This window comes from Orbus sasakiae (assembly GCF_039542345.1).
Classification (GTDB): Bacteria; Pseudomonadota; Gammaproteobacteria; order Enterobacterales; family Orbaceae; genus Orbus; species Orbus sasakiae.
The window spans coordinates 705,542-727,019 of record NZ_BAABHY010000001.1; the positions used below are offsets into that span (position 1 = coordinate 705,542).

The window sequence follows — 21,478 nt, forward strand, 5'->3', positions numbered from 1 at the left end:
TTTGGCTTATCAATCCGAACTACAATTGGAAGATGCATTGGTTAAACAGCTTATCGGTCAAGGTTATCAGTTGATATCCCTTAATGATATTGCCGGCGTGCGCCGTAACCTTAAAACCCAGCTCGAAAAACTCAACCAAGTGCAATTTAGTGATGATGAGTTTAAACAAGTCTTAAATGCACTGGCCAAAGGCACGGTATTTGATAAGGCGCAATTGTTGCGTAATAAACTCGACATCCACCGTGATGATAGCAGTTATTACCATATAGCGTTCCTGTATGATGATGTTAAGAAAAATAATTTCCAAATAACCCAGCAAGTGACGGTAGAAGGGCAATACCAAAATCGCTATGATGTGACAATTTTAATTAACGGTTTACCGCTGGTGCAAATTGAACTGAAACGCCGTGGCATTGAACTCAAAGAAGCCTTTAACCAAATTAACCGTTATCAACGCCACTCTTATTGGGCGGAGGATGGCTTATTCCAATTTGTGCAACTGTTTGTTATCAGCAATGGCGTCAATACCCGTTACTATGCTAACAATAAAAACCAAAGTTTTAAGCAAACCTTTTTTTGGACCGATATCCACAATAAATCGTATAACGAATTAACCGATTTTGCCCGCGTTTTTTTAACACCAGCGCATATTCATGGCATGATACATCACTATATGGTACTCAATAGCCAACATGTATTAATGGTGATGCGGCCTTATCAAATTTACGCCACCGAAGCGATTATTGCCCGCGTTAATGACAAAATAGCTTCAGCACCATCACAGCAAGAGGCAAACGGTAACGGTTGGAATGGCTATATTTGGCACACCACCGGATCGGGCAAAACCTTAACCTCATTTAAAACCGCGCAAATCCTAACAGCTATGCCGCAGATCCATAAAGTGGTGTTTGTGGTGGATCGCAAAGATTTAGACTATCAAACTGCCAAAGAGTTTAATGCCTTTTTAGACGGCTGCGTAGACAGCACCGACAACACTAAAATTTTAGTTGATCAATTAACTGACGCACCGATTGATAGTGCAAAAATCAATACCCAGCGCAATACCAAATTAGTGGTGACCACGATTCAGAAATTGAATAACGCCATCAGTAATAAACGCTACTTAGCGCAGATGCAAAAATTAGCCGATAAACCGATCGTGTTTATTTTTGATGAATGCCACCGTAGCCAATTTGGTGATACCCATAAAAATATCACGCAATTCTTTACCAACCACCAGATGTTTGGTTTTACCGGCACGCCGATTTTTGTCGAGAATGCGATTACCAAAGCCTCAGTTAAACATACCACGCAATCGCTATTTCACCTTTGCTTGCACAAATACACCGTTATTGATGCGATTCGGGACGAAAATGTACTCAAATTTAGCGTTGAATATGTCGGGCGATATCGCCGCGTTGATTCGAAAAACGAAATAGATGTTGACGTTGAAGGTATTGATACCAAAGCGTTAATGGATAGCGAAACACGGCTTGAAAAGATAGTCGATTATATTTTGGCGCATCATGATGCCAAAACCCACAGCCGCGATTTTACCGCGATGTGTTGTGTGAGCAGTGTGCCGGCGCTGATCAAATATTACGACATATTTCAACGTAAAAAACTGGCCGGCCAACATAACTTGCGTATTGCGACCATTTTTTCGTATACAAGTAATGAAGAGGATTTAGAGGCAGACGGCATTGATGAGGTGTTTAAACATGCTGCTGAGCCGGCCGCGCAATATATGCCAGCTCGCGATAAATTAGAACAGTTTATCGGTGACTATAATCAGATGTTTAAAAGTCACTACACCACCAAAGACAGCAAACTGTTTTATGATTATTACAATGACATCTCGAAAAAGGTCAAAGAACGTAAAATTGATATTCTCCTGGTGGTGAATATGTTTTTAACTGGCTTTGATAGCAAAACTTTAAATACCCTGTATGTGGATAAAAACTTAAAATTTCACGGTTTAATTCAGGCGTATTCACGCACCAATCGCATATTAAATGACGTCAAATCACAAGGCAATATTGTGGTATTTCGTAATTTAAAACAAGCAACCGATGACGCGCTGGCGCTGTTTTCCAATAAACAGGCGCAAGAACAAGTGATTATTGCGCCTTATGAGGACTATGTGAGTCAATTTAATGCGGTAGTCGAGCAATTATTAACCTTAACGCCTACCGTGCAAAGTGTTGATGATCTGCCGGATGAACACGCATTATTGGCATTTGTTAAAACCTTTCGTAAACTGATTCGTTTGCAAAATGTATTAAAATCGTATGCGGATTATGCGCCAGGTGATTTGGCCCTGAGCGAGCAGCTGTTTCAAAACTATCAAAGTAAATATCTGGATTTAAAAGATCGGGTTAAGCAAGAATTTGGCAAACAAAAAGTTTCGATTTTAGATGACGTCGATTTTGAGCTGGAACTGATTGCCCAAGATGATATCAATGTCGGTTATATTCTGCGTTTGCTTGGTGACATCAAAACCGCCGATAATCACGAGCAGCGCGAGGCTTTACGCCAAAAACTGCTGCAAAACATGGCCAGCTCACCAGAGCTACGCAGCAAACGTGAATTAATCGATCAGTTTATTGAACAAAACTTGGCTAGCCTTGCTTCAACCGAGGAGATTAACGACGCTTTGGCCACCTTTGTTGAACAAGCCAAGTTAAATGCAGTAAACGCATTATGCCAAGATGAAGCGCTACAAGCTGATAAAGTTGATAAGCTCATCGATAATATTCTCTTCACTCAGCAAGATCCGATTCGTGAAGATGTGTATTCAACGTTAAAACAAAGACCATCATTAGGTCAGTTAAAAACAGTATACCCAAGAGTGCTTGAAAAAATTAAAAAAGTCATCGACGTGTTTTATTTGGGGTGGTAGGCGATAACAAATGATAAATTGTAATGATTTTAAACTATGGAATGAATTTCTGGCAATCTGGCCATTAGACAAAGTCCAAAGCATGCCTATTGATAAATACACTAGCATTGAGGATAAAACGACATTTACATACTGGTTAGAACATTTGCTACGCCCTTATGGTAGTATTCGGGGAGGCTCAGCAGAAAAATTCGGTATTTTTAAAAAGAAAAATATGGATTCCAATCCTAAATCACATCTAGCGAGCGATGAACATTACACATGGAATCTCAAATATGGAAAATCTCCACAAGAAGCATTTGAAAATATTCGCTCATTGATTGTCGAAATTATACAGTGTATTCGTTCAGGAAATATCTCAGTAATAGAAAATATTGATTTAGCTTTTACTTTAAAATGGAAAATAGCATTTCATTACCAAAATATTACAAAACCAATCTTAGTGAGTATTTTTAGTGAAAAAGCACTTCAACATTACTTTCAAGAAAAAACGCTAATGTCTGATGTACTCAATAAATTAGAATACCCGCTAACACAAGATAACTTGATGGCGGTCTCTTATGATATATACAAAAAATGGATTAGTACGAAAAAAATTACAATTTGGAAATTGTCTCATGGAAAAGAAACTATTTCAGAAGAAGTATTAAATCAACTTGATAAAGACCTTTTTATGATGATCCATCAAGATACACCAAAATCGCAAGCTAAGAAATTCAAAGATGAAGCTAAAATAGGTGATTTTGTTTATTTGACACGTAGCAATAGTGTTTATGCATTAGTACAAATTATTAGTAACTGTGAGCAGGAAAATAATTCCCCTTGGTTAGTTAGGAAATATAAAATAGTTAAAAAGTTACCAAGACCAATTGTTTATGATGAGGCCTTTAAAAAAGGTTGGACACCCAATTACAACAGTACTTTTTATGAAGTACCAAAAGTAGAATTTTCATCGTTTGAGTCAAAAATACTAGATTATTTCTTTGGTTACAGTATAGATGAATTAATTGAATTGTCATTTGCTGAACCACATCAAGATAATGACAATCTAATTAATGGAAAACTTATGGATAATAAAAAACAATCCTTAAACCAAATATTTTATGGTCCACCTGGAACGGGTAAAACCTATCATACGATTAATACCGCATTAAGTATGATTGGTATCGATATTCAAGGAAAAGACCGTCAAACCTTAAAGCAGATTTTTGACGAAAAAGTAGAGGCAGGTCAAATTGTATTTACCACTTTTCATCAAAGTACATGTTACGAGGATTTTATTGAGGGAATAAAGCCTATATTAGATGATAGTTGCGAACAATCGCAGATTTGTTATCAAATTCAAGAGGGTGTTTTTAAGCAATTGGCGAATAAGGCCAAAATCGGTAACTTAAGCAAAACACTGAGTATTGATCAGGCAATTGAAAAGTTTAAAGAAATATGTGTAGAGCAAAAGGTGACATTACAAACCTCAACGTCAAAATTGTTTGATGTGAAATATCATGGCAATACTACATTTAGATGTTATCCTCAAAATTCAATAAATGACGATTTAGGTAATGGTTATGCAGCCTCAATTAGAAATATTGTCGAATATATCGTCAGTGGTGAATCAAAAACCACCGCCTACAATCCCTCATACGTAAGAGCAATTGGTGAATATTTAAAATTGAATTATCAATTAGACGTAAATAAACCGTCTAAAGATAAAAAACAGAATTTCGTTCTTATCATAGATGAAATCAACCGTGGTAATGTTTCACAGATTTTTGGTGAATTAATTACATTGATTGAAGATGATAAACGTTTGGGCAATAGCGAAGCATTAACGGTCACGCTACCTTATAGCAAACAAAAATTTGGCGTGCCCAATAATTTATATATCATAGGCACAATGAATACCGCTGATCGTAGTGTTGAAGCATTGGATACTGCATTGCGGCGTCGCTTTTGTTTTACAGAAATGCGACCTCAGCCAGCGTTATTAAATGCTGAGCAACACAACTCCACAGAAGTAAAGCAATTTCCTTTAAACGAGATTTTAAGCACGATCAATAAACGGCTTGAAATTTTGCTTGATCGGGATCATCAAATTGGCCACAGCTATTTTATGAATATACAACATCTCGATGAATTGTGCGATGTGTTTAACAATAACGTTATTCCATTACTGCAAGAATACTTCTTTAATGATTACGCTAAAATTGGTTTGGTATTAGGTAATGGTTTTGTAGAAAAAATAAATATTGACACTCATCAAAACAACATATTTGCTGAATTTGATGATGAACACGATACGGCTTATCAATATCAAGATAAAATTGTTTATCGATTAAATAAAATTGCACCCGATACTTTATCGAAGGCTTTATCATCATTATTACATCGTAACATTAAACAATAATATGAAAAAAATCATTCGGGTTTTTGAACATCAAACATTAAAAGTAAATCGCGATGCTGATTTTAGCCAGTCAGATCTCGAAGCATTGCAGCATTACTATGGTGAAAAGGGGGTGCCTTATTACACTTTAATTCATCATGGAGTGCGTTTTAATCAATATGTTGGTGTTATTCAAGTTGGTAATTTAATGATTGAAGTTTTACCAAAATTAGATAAACCAAGCGGTTATGATAGCGAAAGCAATAAAACGGTTTGGCTAAAAATCCTGATTGATATGTTACTGTTAACCACATCGATAGAGGCAAAAATAACAAGTACTGCCGATTTAAATTTAAAAGCAAATTCAATTTTAGATGTTTACTTTGCATTATTTGTTAAAGAAGTTGAGTCTTTATTACATCAAGGATTAATTAAACAATATCACAATCAACAGGACAATATACCGCGGTTAAAAGGGCGCTTAAACTTGACTAAGCACATTGCTTACAACCACACCCATAAAGAACGATTTTTTGTTGAATATACCGTTTATGATACCCACAATATCTATAATCAAATCATTTACAAAACGCTCAAATTACTGAGTCAGCTAAACCATAATCCTCACTTAACTTCACGTATCAATACAATCTTATTTAACTTTCCTGAAATGATGGATTGTTATGTGGATGACATGACTTTTAATAAAATTCGTTATCATCGTAAAAATCATGCTTATCAACCCGCATTAATGATTGCAAAACTGTTGTTACTTAACTATCATCCAGATGTTACCAAAGGCTGCAATTCTGTTTTATCCCTCATGTTTGATATGAACCAATTATGGGAAAAGTTTGTATTAGTGAGTTTACAGCGGTGTAATAAACATCCGAATCTTCAAATTAAAGCCCAGTTACCATCATTATTTTGGCAGTCTAGTACTGATGGTAATCATCGTACTACAATCAAAGCCGATATTGTCATCCATCACCATGATTTGAAAAACACGTACCAGTTTGTTGTCGATACTAAATGGAAATGTCCCAATTATTTGAAACCATCAAGTGCAGATTTGCATCAACTTCATACTTATCATTATTATTATGGCGCAGACAAAGTCGCGTTATTTTACCCTTCATCATCTATCAAAAAAAATATTGACGGGTGCTATATCAATACAGAGCAAGATCCTAATAAAATATGCAGTTTATTATTTCTGCACATCACTGAAAATAATTACAATATACGTGAATGGCAAGAACATATTTATCAAAAAATTGTGACATGGTGTGGCATTCAGTAATATTGCAATTGAAATAATGACATAGTTATTTGGTATAAAATACCGTTAAGTCTTGTTACACAAAGATGGTTTAATTTTTTAGTGGCAAGAAGGATATTCATCATTTTACCTGATATGTTTGACATGGTGTTTGATTGTACTTTGCGTTTAAATTCACCCAAATAATGGGCTAGAATGTGCAGAGCACAAGACGGTTTCCCAGGCATTATCACGCCAATATGACTTTGCTCACCCGTATTCGCCGTGAAAGCGAGGAACGCATGAAAATACCCATGATTTAATCCGGCAGTATTTTCCTAAAAAGGCAGATTTTACAAATCTCAATGAATTGGTTAAATCACCTAGCCAGAAAGCGGCTAGGCTTCAAAACACCCTATGAAGTCTTTTCTAAAAAGGCATTCGCACTTGGTTTTTGAATTCATCATGAGTTTTTACACTATAATTGCCTATTACAACACTTTGTTAACGAAAACAGCTTGTTAAATATACCATTCCCTACATTACTATGTTGGATGTGGTCGTTATTTGATTTCGTGCTTATTACCTTTTCATCAACTTAATATAAACGAAAACGTCTAACTTCAATAAGTCTCACATCCGATTCAAGCGTCCTGTTAATAATTGTTTACTCAATACATAACCGATAAAAGAAAATGCCCCACCACTGATCAGCGGTACACAGAACCAATTCATGATATTCGGTTGCCATGGGAATTTAAACACATAAGTTTGTAGACTATATAGCGCAATTTCAGCACCTATTACGGCAATAAGGCCAGAAATCAAACCAATAATAAAAAACTCAATGAATAATGTGGCATTTAACAAACGCAATTTAGCGCCAAGTATACGGTAAACTCTGAGCTCAAGTCGTCGTTGTTGCATACCGACTTGTAGCTGAGCGACTAACAGTAAAACACCACAGATCAATACCAGTATCACAATCAACTGTAATGTTGAGGTGATCTGATTAATTAATGAGGATATTTGTGTTAATACCGTGGTGAGATCCATTAACATTACCATCGGATAAAGTCGATTAAATTCAGCAAGTAGTTGAGGATTACTTGGTGATTTAAAGCTAGTAAAGCCATATTGAGGCTGTTGAGATAACGTCTGCTGATCAAACATAAAAACAAAATTAGGTTTTAAACTTTGCCAATCAACCGTTCGTAAGCTACTGACCGTTGCTGTAAAGGGCATTGCATTACCGATGAAAGTTAATTTATCCCCCAATTTGATATTGAGTTCTTGTGCTTGTACAACCGAAACTGACACTTCCCCCATCTTTGGCGGCCAGCTACCTTCAACAATCGGATTATAAGGGGCAGGATCAGCATACCATGTGAGATTCAGTTCACGGCTCGTTGTGCCATAACCCGGTTGTCCCTCTTGGATTAACTCTTTAACTGGGTGTTGATTAATGTCGGTGAGCCTTGCTCGCACAATCGGAAAATTATGACCGAGCGTAATTGATTTTTGATTAAAAAAGTGTTCAATATCGTCAAATTGTGCGGGGGGGATATTGAATACAAAATAATTGGGACTATCGTCTGGTAAAGAGGTTTGCCAACTGTCTAATAGACCCCCACGAATTGAGACTAGCAGTGTCAATAACATTAACGAGAGTGAAAAGGTTGCAAACTGGCTGAGTGTACTGATTCTGCTGCGTAATAAACGATTGAGTGCTAAGCGTAACGCCAAATGTTTAGTCATGATTACACGTAATACGGCAAGGCCACCCCATCCAATAATACCAAGTGCAAATCCTAACACGGCTATGCCCAATAATAATGACCACCAAACGGGATTGAATCCTACAATGATTAATAGTAAAGAAATAAAAATCAATAGTGTGATTGGTAAGTAATATCGCAGTGGCCAACGTGACGCTTTTGCATCACTGCGTAATACGCGTAGTGGTGGGGTAGAGAGTAGTTGCAAGTAAGGTCTTATACCAATTACACCGGAGATAACAAATAATAATGCCGCACTATTGAGCCACGGTTGTATTCCTGCTTGAGGTAAGTTAGCAGGGAGAACGTCCTTAAGTAGATACAGTAATAATGTTTCAAGACTTAGGCCAAAAACAGTACCGATAAAGATTGCAATGAGCAAAATGATTACCCATTGCCCAACCACAATTTTGGTTAATGTTTGTCGATTCGCCCCTAATGTTTTTAATATGGCAATTAAATCATAACGGGTTCGACAATAATGATTCATTGCCACTACAATTGCTGTTGTGGCTAAAACAATCACTAACATTGATGATAAAACTAAAAATAGTTTTGCTCTCTCTAGTGTTTGATTCAGTGCACCATTACCCGATTCATCTAATGTCACCCAGCGCTGATCAATGCGTAGATTGGACGTAGCAAGATGATCCAATTGTGTGAGCGCATTTAACGTACCTTTAAACATTGTTCGGTAAGTTAATCGGCTCCCCGGTTGTATTGCGCCCGTTTTAGCCGCATCATCAAGGCGGATTAATGCGCGTGGCGCAAGTTGAAAAGCATTAAATCTGGCATCAGGTTCTTCAATTAATATGCCACTAATCGTGAACGTGTCATCGCCAACATCAATATCATCACCAATATTAGCGCCTAATTGTATTAATAAGCGATTTTCAACAAAAATATGATTGGCTGTTAAGGGAATTTGTGGATCAGTTAGCAGTTTGCCATACAATGGGTAGTGGCTGTCAACCGCTTTTATATCAGTGAGTTGCAATTGGTCTTGGTGATAAATCATCGTTGAAAAGTTGATCTGTTGACTGACTTCAAGACGGTTATCTTGAGCAACGGCGAGCCAGTTATCATCAATTGGATAAGAACCACGAAGTACGCGATCGCCGGTCAAGACTTCTCGATTTTGTTGGCCAAGTCCTTGCAAAATACGATCATTAATATTACCCAGTGAAAAGGCTGTTGCAAAAGCCAGTATCAATGAAAAACATACAATGATCAAAGATGATGATGTTAATTCTCGTCGAAACCATTGCCAAATCACGTTATATTCCTTCTATTGGGTCAAATCAATTGCTTGTGTATTTATACTGTCACAGCGTGTAATTGGCCATCAATTAATTGATATTGCTTTTCACAGCGTGCTGCCAATCCAAGATCATGGGTAACGAGCACCAATGTTGTGGCATAATCTTGGTTGAGTGAAAAAAGTAAATCGATAATGTAATCACCGGTTTTCCGGTCCAAATTACCAGTAGGTTCATCAGCAAATAAAATTTTAGGACGACCGCTAAATGCACGCGCTAAGGCCACGCGTTGCTGCTCACCGCCAGAAAGCTGCGAGGGTAAGTGATTTAAGCGTTGGCCCAAACCAAGCTTGGTCAACAAGTCCTTTGCATCTCGACGGGTTGTTATATCTTGCTCACCACGAAGGAGTGCGGGAAGTTGGACGTTTTCAAGAGCCGTTAGCGTTGGGACAAGCATAAACGATTGAAAAACAAAACCGACAGCATCCGAACGTAATTCAGCGCGCTGATCTTCATTCAGATTCGACAAATTTTTACCTAATAAATATGCATCACCACTAGAAGCATTATCTAAGCCAGCAAGGATCCCCAATAATGTTGATTTTCCAGAACCCGACTCACCGATTAAGGCAACCGTTTGTGAATATTTGACATTCATATTAATATCAGTAAGTATGGTTAACTTGCTTTCATTTTCACCAACGGTTTTTGTGATATGCTCAACAGAAAGAATATTGTCTTGCGATTGCAAATGTTTAGGCACGCATTACTCCTTTTAATGTTAGGACTCTTTTCAATGAATACTTTTGCCGCCAATACGTTATTGATTTTAGGAGACAGCTTAAGTGCGGGTTATCAATTACCTGCCGATACCATCTGGGCTAATCGCATAAAACAGCAGTGGCAAGAACTTGAGAATCCGATTAATGTTATTAATGCTAGTATTAGTGGTGACACGGTCGCTCAAGGTTATGCAAGACTGCCAGAGCAATTGAAGCAGCATCAACCTAAATGGGTTCTTATTGAACTTGGTGCTAATGATGGCTTAAGAGGCTATCAACCCGCACAAATTAAACAACAATTATCTGAACTCATTACAATGATAGAAGCTCACAATGCAATACCGATATTGATGCAAATATACGTTCCACCCAATTATGGTAAACGATATAGTGATGCTTTTATAGCAATTTATCCAACATTAGCCAAGGAACGACAAATTTCTGTGATTCCCTTTTTCTTAGCTGATGTCATAACTAAGCCACAATGGATGTTAGCGGATGGCATTCACCCTAATGCTGATGCACAGCCCTTTATCGCTCAGTGGATGAGTCAGCATCTTCTACCGATCCTAAAATGATGATAATATTGGGTTGTCATCACTATTTTGCTATCAATTTAGTCAAAACGACCCATTGATCATTTCGATTAAAATACCACGATAATTTATTGAAATCCGCCATTTTGGTACAGATTGGATTTATTTCTTACATAATGCTTGCTTATGAGTTAATAGCATTGTGTTTGTAATTTAATCTAAATGTGTATTTTTAAATCGGCAGCAACGACTTTAAATAATTTATCTATTAATGTATATATTCAACAGCCAGTAACTTCATTAATTGCTATTATAATCATTTGGTTAGATATAAAATTACCTAATCACAGGTCTGCCTATTTTCTAGGAAGTGATTTTTGTATAAAAATCAACCAAACTATCTTTTCAAATGTAAAATATTGAATCAATTGCCTTTATTTTATTGCAAATATATTTTTTAAGCTTAAAATTCGCTGGTTAAAAATTGTTATGTCACAGCTTATATGATTAAGTCAGGGGATTTAACATTTTAACAACTTATTAAATCATTAAACAAAACCGGAGGGCCGAAAGATATACAAAAATTTGTAGAATCTCGGCATTGATAAACACGACATTACTGTAAGATTAAAAGAACAGAGAAGATTGATTTAGAACGTTATATTACAAGCGTTCTAGGGCAAATGTATCATTAGGTGGATAGTTAGCATTCAATAACGCGTTACTTTTATTTCCACAGTAGAACTTTTTAAACAGGGGTTTGACATGGGAACAACATTATCTTCGTCTTTCGATAATGCATATTATTTAAATCGACAATCACACTTCGAGTCTAATGCGCGAAGTTATCCAAGAAAATTTCCTATCTCGATAAAATCAGCACAAGGCGTTTGGTTAACAGACGTTGAAGGAAAATCATATCTAGATTGTCTTGCTGGCGCAGGAACATTAGCTTTAGGGCATAATCATCCGAATGTGGTGAATGCAATAAAATCGGTTCTTGATAGTCAGCTACCACTACATACGTTGGATTTAACAACGCCTTTAAAAGATCAGTTTTCACAAACGGTTCTTAATCTTTTACCTGGTCACCCTGATGAGTGGCGACTACAGTTTTGTGGCCCAACCGGTGCAGATGCAAATGAAGCTGCATTCAAATTAGCCAAAACAGTAACAGGACAAGCAACAATTATCAGTTTTACCGGTGGTTACCATGGCATGACAAATGGAACATTGAGTACAACAGGTAATCTTGGTGCGAAAAATCCGATTCAGGGATTAATGCCTTACGTACAATTTATGCCATATCCCTACTCTTATCGGTGTCCACTTGGACTGGGTGGTGAATTAGGTGCAGAAGCATTAGCGAATTTATTTGAGCGTTTTCTTGATGATGTTGAAAGCGGGGTCACAAAACCAGCCGCCGTCATATTAGAAGCAATTCAAGGCGAAGGTGGGGTGATTCCTGCACCAACTTCTTGGCTTAAAAGAATTCGGGAAGTGACCGAGCGTCTTGGCATCATTTTAATTCTGGATGAGGTACAAGCGGGTATCGGTCGTAGCGGACAGTTTTTTGCTTTTGAAGAATCAGGGATTGTGCCAGATATGATCGTCATGTCTAAAGCGATTGGCGGTGGTTTACCGATGTCATTAGTTGCTTATCGCTCAAATCTTGATGTGTGGCAACCAGGGGCACATACTGGCACATTTAGAGGCAATCAATTGGCGATGGCAACAGGGCTTGCAACGTTGGAAATGATCAACCAACATGGTGTGCTTGAACATGTTAACGTGGTCGGTAATCTTTTAAAATCAGGCTTAGTCAAGCTACAAAAGAAATACGCTTGTATTGGTGAAGTTCGCGGACGGGGCTTGATGCTAGGTATTGAAATTGTTGATACCCAAGGTGCTGCTGATAAATTAGGCAGTTTACCCTATGCACCTGAACTTGCCGTTAATTTGCAAAAAGCGTGTTTTAATTTAGGCTTGGTTGCAGAACGTGGTGGGAGACATGGCGCGGTGTTGCGCTTTTTACCGCCATTAATTATTTCACACCATGAGGTAGAGCAAGTATTACAAAAGCTTGATCAAGCCCTAATGATGGTTTGCCAATAAGGATTGTTAACATGCAAAATCGATCGCAAACAGGACTGACGGCCATTGGTCCAATCGGTGCGGAGCAATACCGCACCTTAATGCGTCAAGCGGTAGATTTAGCCGCTGACTGGCTACATGATGGTACCATGTATGATGGTATAACCATTGATACTTTGCGACAACAAATTACTCATATTGATATGTTGCCGTTAGATGGTGTTGGCGATGAGCAAGCATTGCAAGAGGCTGCGCAGTATTTTTTAAAGCATGCATTACAAGTGCATCATCCGCTGTGCTCGGCTCATTTACATTGTCCAACGACCTTATCGTCACAATTAGCTGAAGTGCTGATTAATATTGCAAATCAATCAATGGACTCATGGGACCAAAGTCCTTCAGCTTCATTGTTTGAACAACACATTATTACGGCTTTACGTCACGTTATTGGTTACCCAACGGGTGATGCAGGTGTATTTACCAGTGGTGGCACACAAAGTAATTTTATGGGGTTATTGATAGCTCGCGAATATTGCTTAAAGCATTGTCCAGAATATACCAAAAATGATTTAGTCGTGGTCTGTTCGAGCCAAGCGCATTTTTCAGTACAACAATCAATGTTATTACTGGGTTTCAATGAGTCAGCAACAGTAACGGTTGAATGTGATCATGGTGGCCGTATTTTGGTGGATAAATTGGCACAAACCCTTAATGATTTAAAGACGAAATCTAAACGCGCTTTCGCGATTGTTGCCACTGCTGGTACGACCGATACGGGTGCGATTGACGATATGAACGCAATTGCTCAGCTTGCCCAACAACATCAAGTATGGCTACATGTTGATGCCGCTTGGGGCGGAGTATTATTGTTTTCAGATAAATATCGTCATCGGATTGAAGGTATTGAATATGCTGATTCAATTACACTGGATTTTCATAAACAGTTTTTACAAACGATCAGCTGTGGAGCCTTTGTATTAAAAGAGAGTAATAATTACACATTAATTAGCCGTCATGACGATTACCTCAATCCGATTGAGGACGAGGAAGAGGGGTTAGTCAATTTAGTTGCTAAATCCATTCAAACAACTCGTCGTTTTGATGCGTTAAAATTGTGGATGAGCTTACGTAGTATTGGTACTAAAAAATACGCACAAATGGTTGATTACTCCATTGATTTAGCTAAAAAAGTGGCTGATCATCTGGATAGTTCACCCTTTTTTGAACGTGTTAATGAAACACAAATTGCTAGCGTATTATTTCGAATTCATCCTTCGCAACTTAAAGATCGTGATAGTACCAAAATACACCGTTTCATTGCTCAACTATTGTTTGATCAAGGGCGAGCTAATTTAGGTGTCACGCGTCGAGATGGTCACGTTACCTTAAAAATGACATTATTGAATCCGCATACCACATTTGATGATGTAAAGCAGTTGTTGGATAACATCGAGTATCTTGTTAACAAAATGTAACGTTACGCTTTGTTTAACATAAAGTTATTTTTATGTCCTTATTTAAAGCTATTAAACGTCGATTTTAATAGCTTTTTTATTTTTTGCGAATTGATTAAAAACTCATCTTAATGATATTGATTATCATTATCGATCATGTATTATCTGCTACATAACAAATAATAATATAGAGGAAAACATGAAAATTAAATCAATCGCAATAATGGTCTTTGGTGTATTAAATATGGGTTATGTATATGCACAAAATACGGATATAACAACCGATACAACACTGGCGATAAGTGACATACACGAACGATATTTTATCACCAATAGTGGCACAGAAACAACGAATGTCAGCGTCAATAATGATTTAACCGTTGCTGAAGATGGTGCGTTCCATCTTGGTTTTGCTGGTAAAACCGATAGTGAAGCAGGTTCTCTTGCTAATGGTGATATTAATATGACCATTAACGGCAATATGAATGTATATGCTGACACGTGGATTGGTAAATTTGATACAAGAATGTTTACTGCTTGGATGGGCTTATATCCAGATTTTCCCACTGATCCTATTACCCATAATGTCGATTTGAAAATTACCGGTGATTTGAATGTGAGTATCAGTGGTGATAAAAAAATGGATGGTTTAATGATTGCCGCTGGTAATGTAATGGGGACAGGCTCAGATACAACGGGAACAACCACTGTGACAGTAGACGGGAATACTAATATCAGTGGCGGGGGGAATCATTTAGCGGGCTCAAGTAATGCCGCTGCAAAATTAATCACAAAAACTTTTAATTTGACAGGTGGCGATATTGAAATTATTGGTTCGAATACCGTATTGCAAACGACAAATACGGATGTGACTAAAAGTTCAGTATTAGTCGGTAATGATGCAAAGATGACGATTATGCGAGGCGCAACAGTTGATGTCAGTCAAGGTGGTAATTTCAATGTTGTTGATCACGCAATTTTGAGTAGTAATATGGGGGATGGTAACATAATACTTTCCTCTACAGGGCAACTTAATATTGGTCAATATGCGACAATTGAAGCATTAAAAGGTTCCTTAACGGTAAGTGATAAAACGTCATATACGTCTCAATTAAATATTGCAGGTAAAATTAATCTTAGTGCTTCTACTGCGGGAGAGGTCTATAAAATCACGGGCGATATTGTTAATATTGGTTCATCTGCGCAATTTACTGCAAATACTAATTTTATTAATCAAGCACTCAATTATACAACATCACAAGCTAATATAACGGTATTATCAGCTAATAATGCATTAAATATTGCTGGTATGAACAATGGCGATACAAAAGATTTATTTGGTAATATATACCGTAATTTTAATTTTAAATTATCAGGAACTGATTTAATTTTTGTCAATACAGACATGACTGATTTTACCAATGATAGTTCGGCAAATACGGCAGCTGAAAAACAGATTGGGCGATATTATCAAAGTGCCGGTATTGATACGGCAAACATTGCAGAACGTTTTACACAAAATTTAGCCAAAGTTGCAAAAGCCGTTTCTTATAAATCAAAATCTTTGACAGGTAATTTAGCGCAATCTGATGGTTCGCAGGCGGGTAATCTTAACTGGGCTGTATTTGAAGCTATTGCAGATGGGAATCGTGAAATTAGCAGCAGTGACACTGCTACTGAATTTACCCAAGCCTTTGCTGGTTTATATAATAATAATCGGGGTTTACATATTAGTGAAATTGCACTTAATTCTGTCAAGCAAACCAAAGCAGCGATTGATCGTCGTACCCATCAATTTTATCAATCCCAAAGCTTAGCTGATAAACAGGATAACTTATGGATAGAGATAACGCGACGTAATGAATCGACAGATACGCTTCGAGGCATGACTGGTTATAAATATTCTGAAAATGGCTTTATTATTGGCTACGATAAAACGATTAACCATCTTTTAGTTGGGCTCGCATTAGGCCATTCATATGGTGAGTATAAAGATAAGTCAGCGGTAACTCATGATTCAGATTTAACTCATTATATGATAGAAGCTTATGCAAGTTATAAATTTTCGTCCAATATTTTTGCATCTGCTTATGCTGGCTATGCACGTAGTGATAATAATCTAAAAGAAAATGATGGTTTTTACTGGGCAAAAGAGGACTTTAATAGTAATACATGGAATGTTGGTAGTCAGGTTGGTTATGATTGGCAGGTCTTCGATCAATTAACATTAACGCCAACACTTGGGCTATCTTATATCTATACTCAAAATAGCGCGCATGATGTCACTTATAATGATATTGCCTTGCTTAAATATAGTCAGTCGTCGAATTCAGCACTATTGATTCCTTTTGATCTCGCCGTTAATTATTCATTATTACAACGCCAAGATGCACAACTCATTCTCACTGCAAAAACAGGTTATGCCTATAATTTGCTTGATAATGAATTTGATAGTGACATTACGGTTAATGGCGTGAGTGGTTTAGCAACCATGAGTTCAAATACAACACATCGCGGTAAACACCAATTTAATATTGGTGGGAGGATGGCATTTAAATATAACCCTGTTGAGTTAGCTATTGGTTACCAATATTATGGTCAACGTCAACATGATGCACACTATATGACCGCTGTTGCGAAAGTCAGTTTTTAATTGATTTGTATGGTAAAAAAGGAATGCGTCTGAGTCATCAGGCGCATTTTTTCATCTTTTAAATATGACTTTAGACATTAAACACCATATACCGCATTACGAATCTGTAATGGATAATCACCACTCATGCCTTCTATTGCGGTATTGGTCAGGGTGACAACCGCTAAATCTTGCGCAGGATCATAAAACCAATTATGCCCATAAACGCCGCCCCACTGAATAGTCCCTTTTGCTTGCGGGCTATGCGCGAGTTCTGGGTTATTGAGTACAGCACCGCCATAACCAAATCCCCAACCGGGTCCTTGTGCCTGAATCTCATCACTCACATGCATTTTAGCCATTTTATTTATCAATTTATTCGAAGATAACGCATTGACTTGCGAACTAATTGCTAATAAAAAACGCATAAAATCAGGTGCGGAACCGACCATGCCGGCGCCCGCTGAGTGATAAGCGTTATGATTAAAAATCCGTTTAGGGCTATAATCAAAAATAGCATGATTCCAATCATCACCTAATTGCATTTGATAATCTGCTTGCATCGGTTGTGGTATGGGCATCGCATCGTAGTAATGCGTTGTTAACCGTGTTATATCCGTTACCACAAATCCAGTATCATGCATTGCTAGCGGTACCGTTATTAATGAGCTGATTAGGGTATCTAAATCTTGCCTTGTTACAGCCATCAAAATGGCACCTAAAACATCAATCGATAATGAGTATGTCCAGCTCGTGCCTGGCTTATATAACAAGGGTGTTAAAGATAAGCGACGCAGATTTTCATCAAGGCTAATTGCAATATGATCAAAGCCATCTGAGACTTGCAGTGTATTGTATGGACCTTGACCGTAAGCTTCATTAAAGCGGTAACTTAAACCCGCGGTATGGGTGAGCAGTTGGTGAAGGGTAATCATAGCCGGTGTGCCATCTGCCAAACGGGGCGTAAAGTCGCTTAAATAGTGTGTGATAGGCGCATTTAAATCCAGTTGACCGGTTTCAATCAATAATAAAGCCGCTACAATAGCAATGGGTTTACTGACTGAAGAGAGTAAAAATATGGAATTTTCAGCCATCTTAATATTATTTTCTCGATTTAAATATCCTTTCGCTTGTTGATAAATAATTTGCCCTTGTTTTGCAACAATAACCACTGAACCGACAATCTTATTTTCATCAACAGCGCGTTGCATGACATTATTAAGGCGCCTTGATAATGTGTTTGGTTGCATAATGATCCCTAATGTTTTTAGCAATATATTGGATAACCCAGTACGAAATACTTTACGATAAATGGTGCGACGATATTATTGTGAATTAACGGATCTCATATTTCAAATCGATATCCAACAATTTACACAGTTCATTTTATTGTCGTCGTCAAATGGATTATTAGTATATAACAATCTTACTGACAACGTTATGTCATTAATCATGAAACCACCCCCCTCTGATGATGAAAAATAGACGTCGCCATCGTTATATGACAAAATATATAACGATTATTTGTGGTCATCTTTTAGCGTTACTTTAAATAAAATGCTCTCTTTTCAAATTGGAAATTTAATGAAAACCTATTTTATTCGTTACAGCTTATGTTTAGTCCTTTTTTTTAGTTACTCATCCTTTGCAAAGCAGGTCGTTGATCAATTAAATCGTACTGTTACTGTGCCTGATCATATAGAACGTGTCGTGGTATTACAGCATCAAACACTGAATTTATTGGTACAGTTAAATCAACAAGATCACATCGTTGGTGTCTTATCATCGTGGCAAAAGCAATTGGGTAAAAACTATAATCGGCTAGCACCTAATCTTATTCACCTCCCTATGCCTGGTGATCTTTCATCCGCGAATATCGAAAGTTTACTCACACTTAAACCACAAGTGGTCTTTGTCGCTAATTATGCGCCACAAGCGATGATTGAACAGATCGAACAGCTGAATATTCCTGTTATCGCCATTTCACTACGTCAAGATTTGGCATCCGAGGCAGGTAAAATTAATCCTCAGATGAATAATGAAGAGTATACCTACAATGAGGGGTTAAAAGCCAGCATTCTCCTGATTGGTGAGGTAATGGATGCAAAACAACAAGCACAAGATCTGATTGATTATACGTTTAGCCAACGACAAATTGTGAGTGAGCGTCTAAAGGATCTTAAGCCTGAACAGCGGATCAGCGTTTATATGGCAAATCCCAATTTGACCACTTATGGTTCGGGTAAATACACCGGACTCATGATGCAGCACGCCGGTGCTTATAATGTTGCGGCTGCAACCATTCAAGGGTTTAAACAGATATCGATTGAAAATGTGTTGCAATGGGATCCTCAGGTCATTTTTGTACAAGAACGCTATCCACAAGTTGTGAATGAAATTTTAACTGACAGTGCGTGGCAAAATATTATGGCGGTCAAAGAACAACGGGTTTACCTTATGCCTGAATATGCTAAAGCTTGGGGCTATCCGATGCCAGAGGCTTTAGCCCTTGGCGAACTGTGGATGGCGAAAAAACTTTATCCACAGCGGTTTGCCGATATTGATATGCAAAAAGCCGCAGATGAATATTATCGCCGTTTTTATCGTACTGACTATCACCCTGAATAATTGAGCCATTTCATGTTTACTTATCGCTCAGTTTATATCATTACCATCGTATTAACGATTTTATTGGCTATTGCCTCATTAGGTATGGGGCATTTTGCTTTATCGCCTACAAAGATTATGATGATTTTGGTCTCGCCATTTTATGATCATGCCCACAACGCTTCAGTATTAGAGCAACAAGTTATATGGAATATACGATTACCGCGTATCTTGTTGGCATTTTTTGTCGGGGGAGGGCTTGCTTTAGTTGGGGCTGTATTGCAAGGCATATTTTATAATCCGTTAGTTGATCCCCATATTATTGGCGTTACATCAGGCGCTGCATTTGGTGGTACACTCGCCATCTTACTTGGGATTTCAACGGTCGGTTTAATGAGCTCAGCCTTTTTATTTGGTATGTTGGTTTTAGTTCTCATTTTTGTCATAACACAGTCTTTAAAGCAGCATAATATGCTTATTTTAGTCTTAATTGGGGTAATTTTAAGTGGCTTCTTTAGCGCATTAGTGAGTTTGATGCAGTATCTTGCTGATACCGAAGAAAAATTGCCAAACATTATCTTTTGGTTGTTAGGGAGTTTTGCAACAGCCAGTTGGCACAAACTGTTATTACTTGCAATACCGGTTAGCGCAGCAAGTATACTGTTAATCGCTTTAAGCTGGCGTATTAATATTTTATCACTTGCTGATCATGAAGCCAGTTCATTGGGTATTTCTGTTTTTGGGACGCGGACATTTATTCTCATTTTATGTTCAATTATTATTGCAGCCCAAGTCGCGGTCAGTGGCAGTATCGGTTGGATTGGTTTGATTATTCCCCATGTCGCAAGGTTATTAGTCGGCGCTAATCATCAAACATTATTACCGCTGTCATTTTGGCTAGGCGGTGGTTATATGATTTTAGTTGATGATATTGCTCGACTAATTAGTCATGCAGAAGTCCCGCTTGGTATTATTACCGCGTTACTTGGAGCCCCTTGTTTTGTGTTATTACTCTATAAACAATTTGTGAGAAAAACATAATATGACATCATCGATATTGGTTTCTCAAGATTTAGTGTGTGGCTATCGACATGATCGGCCATTAACACCTGCACTTAATCTTACCATCCAAAAAAATGATATCGTTGCCATTTTAGGGGTGAATGGTCAAGGTAAAAGTACGTTATTAAATACGCTGTTAGGCACGATAAAACCCTTATCGGGCCATGTTCTGACCGATTATTCACTGAGTTTTGTACCACAACATTTTAATTCTACTTATGATTATACAGTACTTGAGATTGTATTGATGGGCTGTGCTAATCGATTAGGTTTATTTAATAAGCCTACGAGCAACGATGTGGCTTTTGCAAAACAGAATTTAATTTTATTAGGATTGGAAAACGGTATCGACAAACCCTTTAGTCAGTTATCGGGTGGGCAAAAACAATTAGTTTTAATTGCTAGGGCCTTAACGGCAAAATGCCAACTATTGTTGCTTGATGAACCCACTAGTGCTCTGGACTTACATAACCAAAAACGTGTTTTGCACATTTTGCACAATTTAGTGAAGGAACGCGATTTGACGATAATGTTTTCAACCCATGATCCCGCACAGGCTATCACTATTGCCACAACAGTCTTATTACTCGGGCGTGAGCATTATATGTTTGGCCCTGCAGAGCGTTTATTGACTGAAGCAAATTTAAGCCGACTTTATCAGATTGCGATGAAAAAAATCAACGTTGCCAACACCCATACCATTATTCCGCTTTATTGGACGCCCTAAA

At 37.7% G+C, this 21,478-nt stretch carries 13 protein-coding genes; 10 read left to right on the top strand and 3 right to left on the bottom strand.

The window, feature by feature from the left end; translation table 11 throughout:
• Position 1 precedes the first annotated feature (1 nt).
• From ABEA36_RS03075 to ABEA36_RS03085, 3 genes are read left to right on the top strand one after another with little or no spacing between them, the layout of a single operon-like run.
• A complete protein-coding gene (locus tag ABEA36_RS03075) occupies positions 2-2,902 on the top strand; it encodes a type I restriction endonuclease subunit R (protein ID WP_345488676.1) in 2,901 nt (966 codons plus the stop codon).
• Between the two features lie 10 nt (positions 2,903-2,912).
• Positions 2,913-5,306 carry an McrB family protein gene (locus ABEA36_RS03080; RefSeq protein ID WP_345488678.1) on the top strand — a complete coding sequence of 798 codons (2,394 nt, stop codon included), beginning with the start codon at positions 2,913-2,915 and terminating at the stop codon, positions 5,304-5,306.
• Between the two features lies 1 nt (position 5,307).
• Positions 5,308-6,588 (top strand): McrC family protein, encoded by a 1,281-nt coding sequence (locus tag ABEA36_RS03085; protein WP_345488680.1) that lies wholly within the window; start codon positions 5,308-5,310, stop codon positions 6,586-6,588.
• A 591-nt stretch (positions 6,589-7,179) separates the two neighbouring features.
• On the opposite strand, the gene ybbP is transcribed toward ABEA36_RS03085, so the two are convergent.
• Positions 7,180-9,600 carry a putative ABC transporter permease subunit YbbP gene (ybbP, locus tag ABEA36_RS03095; protein WP_345488682.1) on the bottom strand — a complete coding sequence of 807 codons (2,421 nt, stop codon included), beginning with the start codon at positions 9,598-9,600 and terminating at the stop codon, positions 7,180-7,182.
• Between the two features lie 41 nt (positions 9,601-9,641).
• Positions 9,642-10,346 carry a putative ABC transporter ATP-binding protein YbbA gene (ybbA, locus tag ABEA36_RS03100; protein WP_345488684.1) on the bottom strand — a complete coding sequence of 235 codons (705 nt, stop codon included), beginning with the start codon at positions 10,344-10,346 and terminating at the stop codon, positions 9,642-9,644.
• Here ybbA and tesA point away from each other — a divergent pair.
• The 4 genes from tesA to ABEA36_RS03120 all read left to right on the top strand — a co-directional run bounded on the left by tesA (position 10,299) and on the right by ABEA36_RS03120 (position 17,102).
• A complete protein-coding gene (gene tesA / locus ABEA36_RS03105) occupies positions 10,299-10,943 on the top strand; it encodes a multifunctional acyl-CoA thioesterase I/protease I/lysophospholipase L1 (RefSeq protein WP_345488686.1) in 645 nt (214 codons plus the stop codon). The genes ybbA and tesA overlap by 48 nt on opposite strands.
• 723 nt (positions 10,944-11,666) lie before the next feature.
• Positions 11,667-13,016, top strand: a complete 1,350-nt coding sequence (locus tag ABEA36_RS03110) for a diaminobutyrate--2-oxoglutarate transaminase family protein (protein WP_345488688.1) — start codon at positions 11,667-11,669, stop codon at positions 13,014-13,016.
• An 11-nt stretch (positions 13,017-13,027) separates the two neighbouring features.
• On the top strand, positions 13,028-14,470 hold the full coding sequence (locus ABEA36_RS03115) for a pyridoxal phosphate-dependent decarboxylase family protein (RefSeq protein ID WP_345488690.1): 1,443 nt from the start codon (positions 13,028-13,030) through the stop codon (positions 14,468-14,470).
• A gap of 178 nt (positions 14,471-14,648) precedes the next feature.
• Positions 14,649-17,102: an autotransporter family protein gene (locus ABEA36_RS03120; RefSeq protein ID WP_345488692.1), complete on the top strand. Its 2,454-nt coding sequence runs from the start codon at positions 14,649-14,651 to the stop codon at positions 17,100-17,102.
• 77 nt (positions 17,103-17,179) lie between these two features.
• Here the strand turns inward: ABEA36_RS03120 and ABEA36_RS03125 are convergent, their stop codons facing one another.
• Entirely contained in the window at positions 17,180-18,331 is a 1,152-nt protein-coding gene (locus ABEA36_RS03125; RefSeq protein WP_345488694.1) for a serine hydrolase domain-containing protein, read from the bottom strand.
• 334 nt (positions 18,332-18,665) lie between these two features.
• On the opposite strand from ABEA36_RS03125, the gene ABEA36_RS03130 reads away from it, so the two are divergent.
• Genes ABEA36_RS03130 through ABEA36_RS03140 form a run of 3 tightly spaced genes read left to right on the top strand, consistent with a single transcriptional unit; the run spans position 18,666 to position 21,477 of the window.
• Positions 18,666-19,709, top strand: coding sequence for an ABC transporter substrate-binding protein (locus ABEA36_RS03130; protein ID WP_345488696.1), 1,044 nt, complete (start codon positions 18,666-18,668; stop codon positions 19,707-19,709).
• Positions 19,710-19,721: 12 nt separating this feature from the next.
• Positions 19,722-20,729: a FecCD family ABC transporter permease gene (locus ABEA36_RS03135; protein ID WP_345488699.1), complete on the top strand. Its 1,008-nt coding sequence runs from the start codon at positions 19,722-19,724 to the stop codon at positions 20,727-20,729.
• Between the two features lies 1 nt (position 20,730).
• Entirely contained in the window at positions 20,731-21,477 is a 747-nt protein-coding gene (locus ABEA36_RS03140) for an ABC transporter ATP-binding protein (protein ID WP_345488702.1), read from the top strand.
• The last annotated feature ends 1 nt before the right edge of the window (position 21,478 follow it).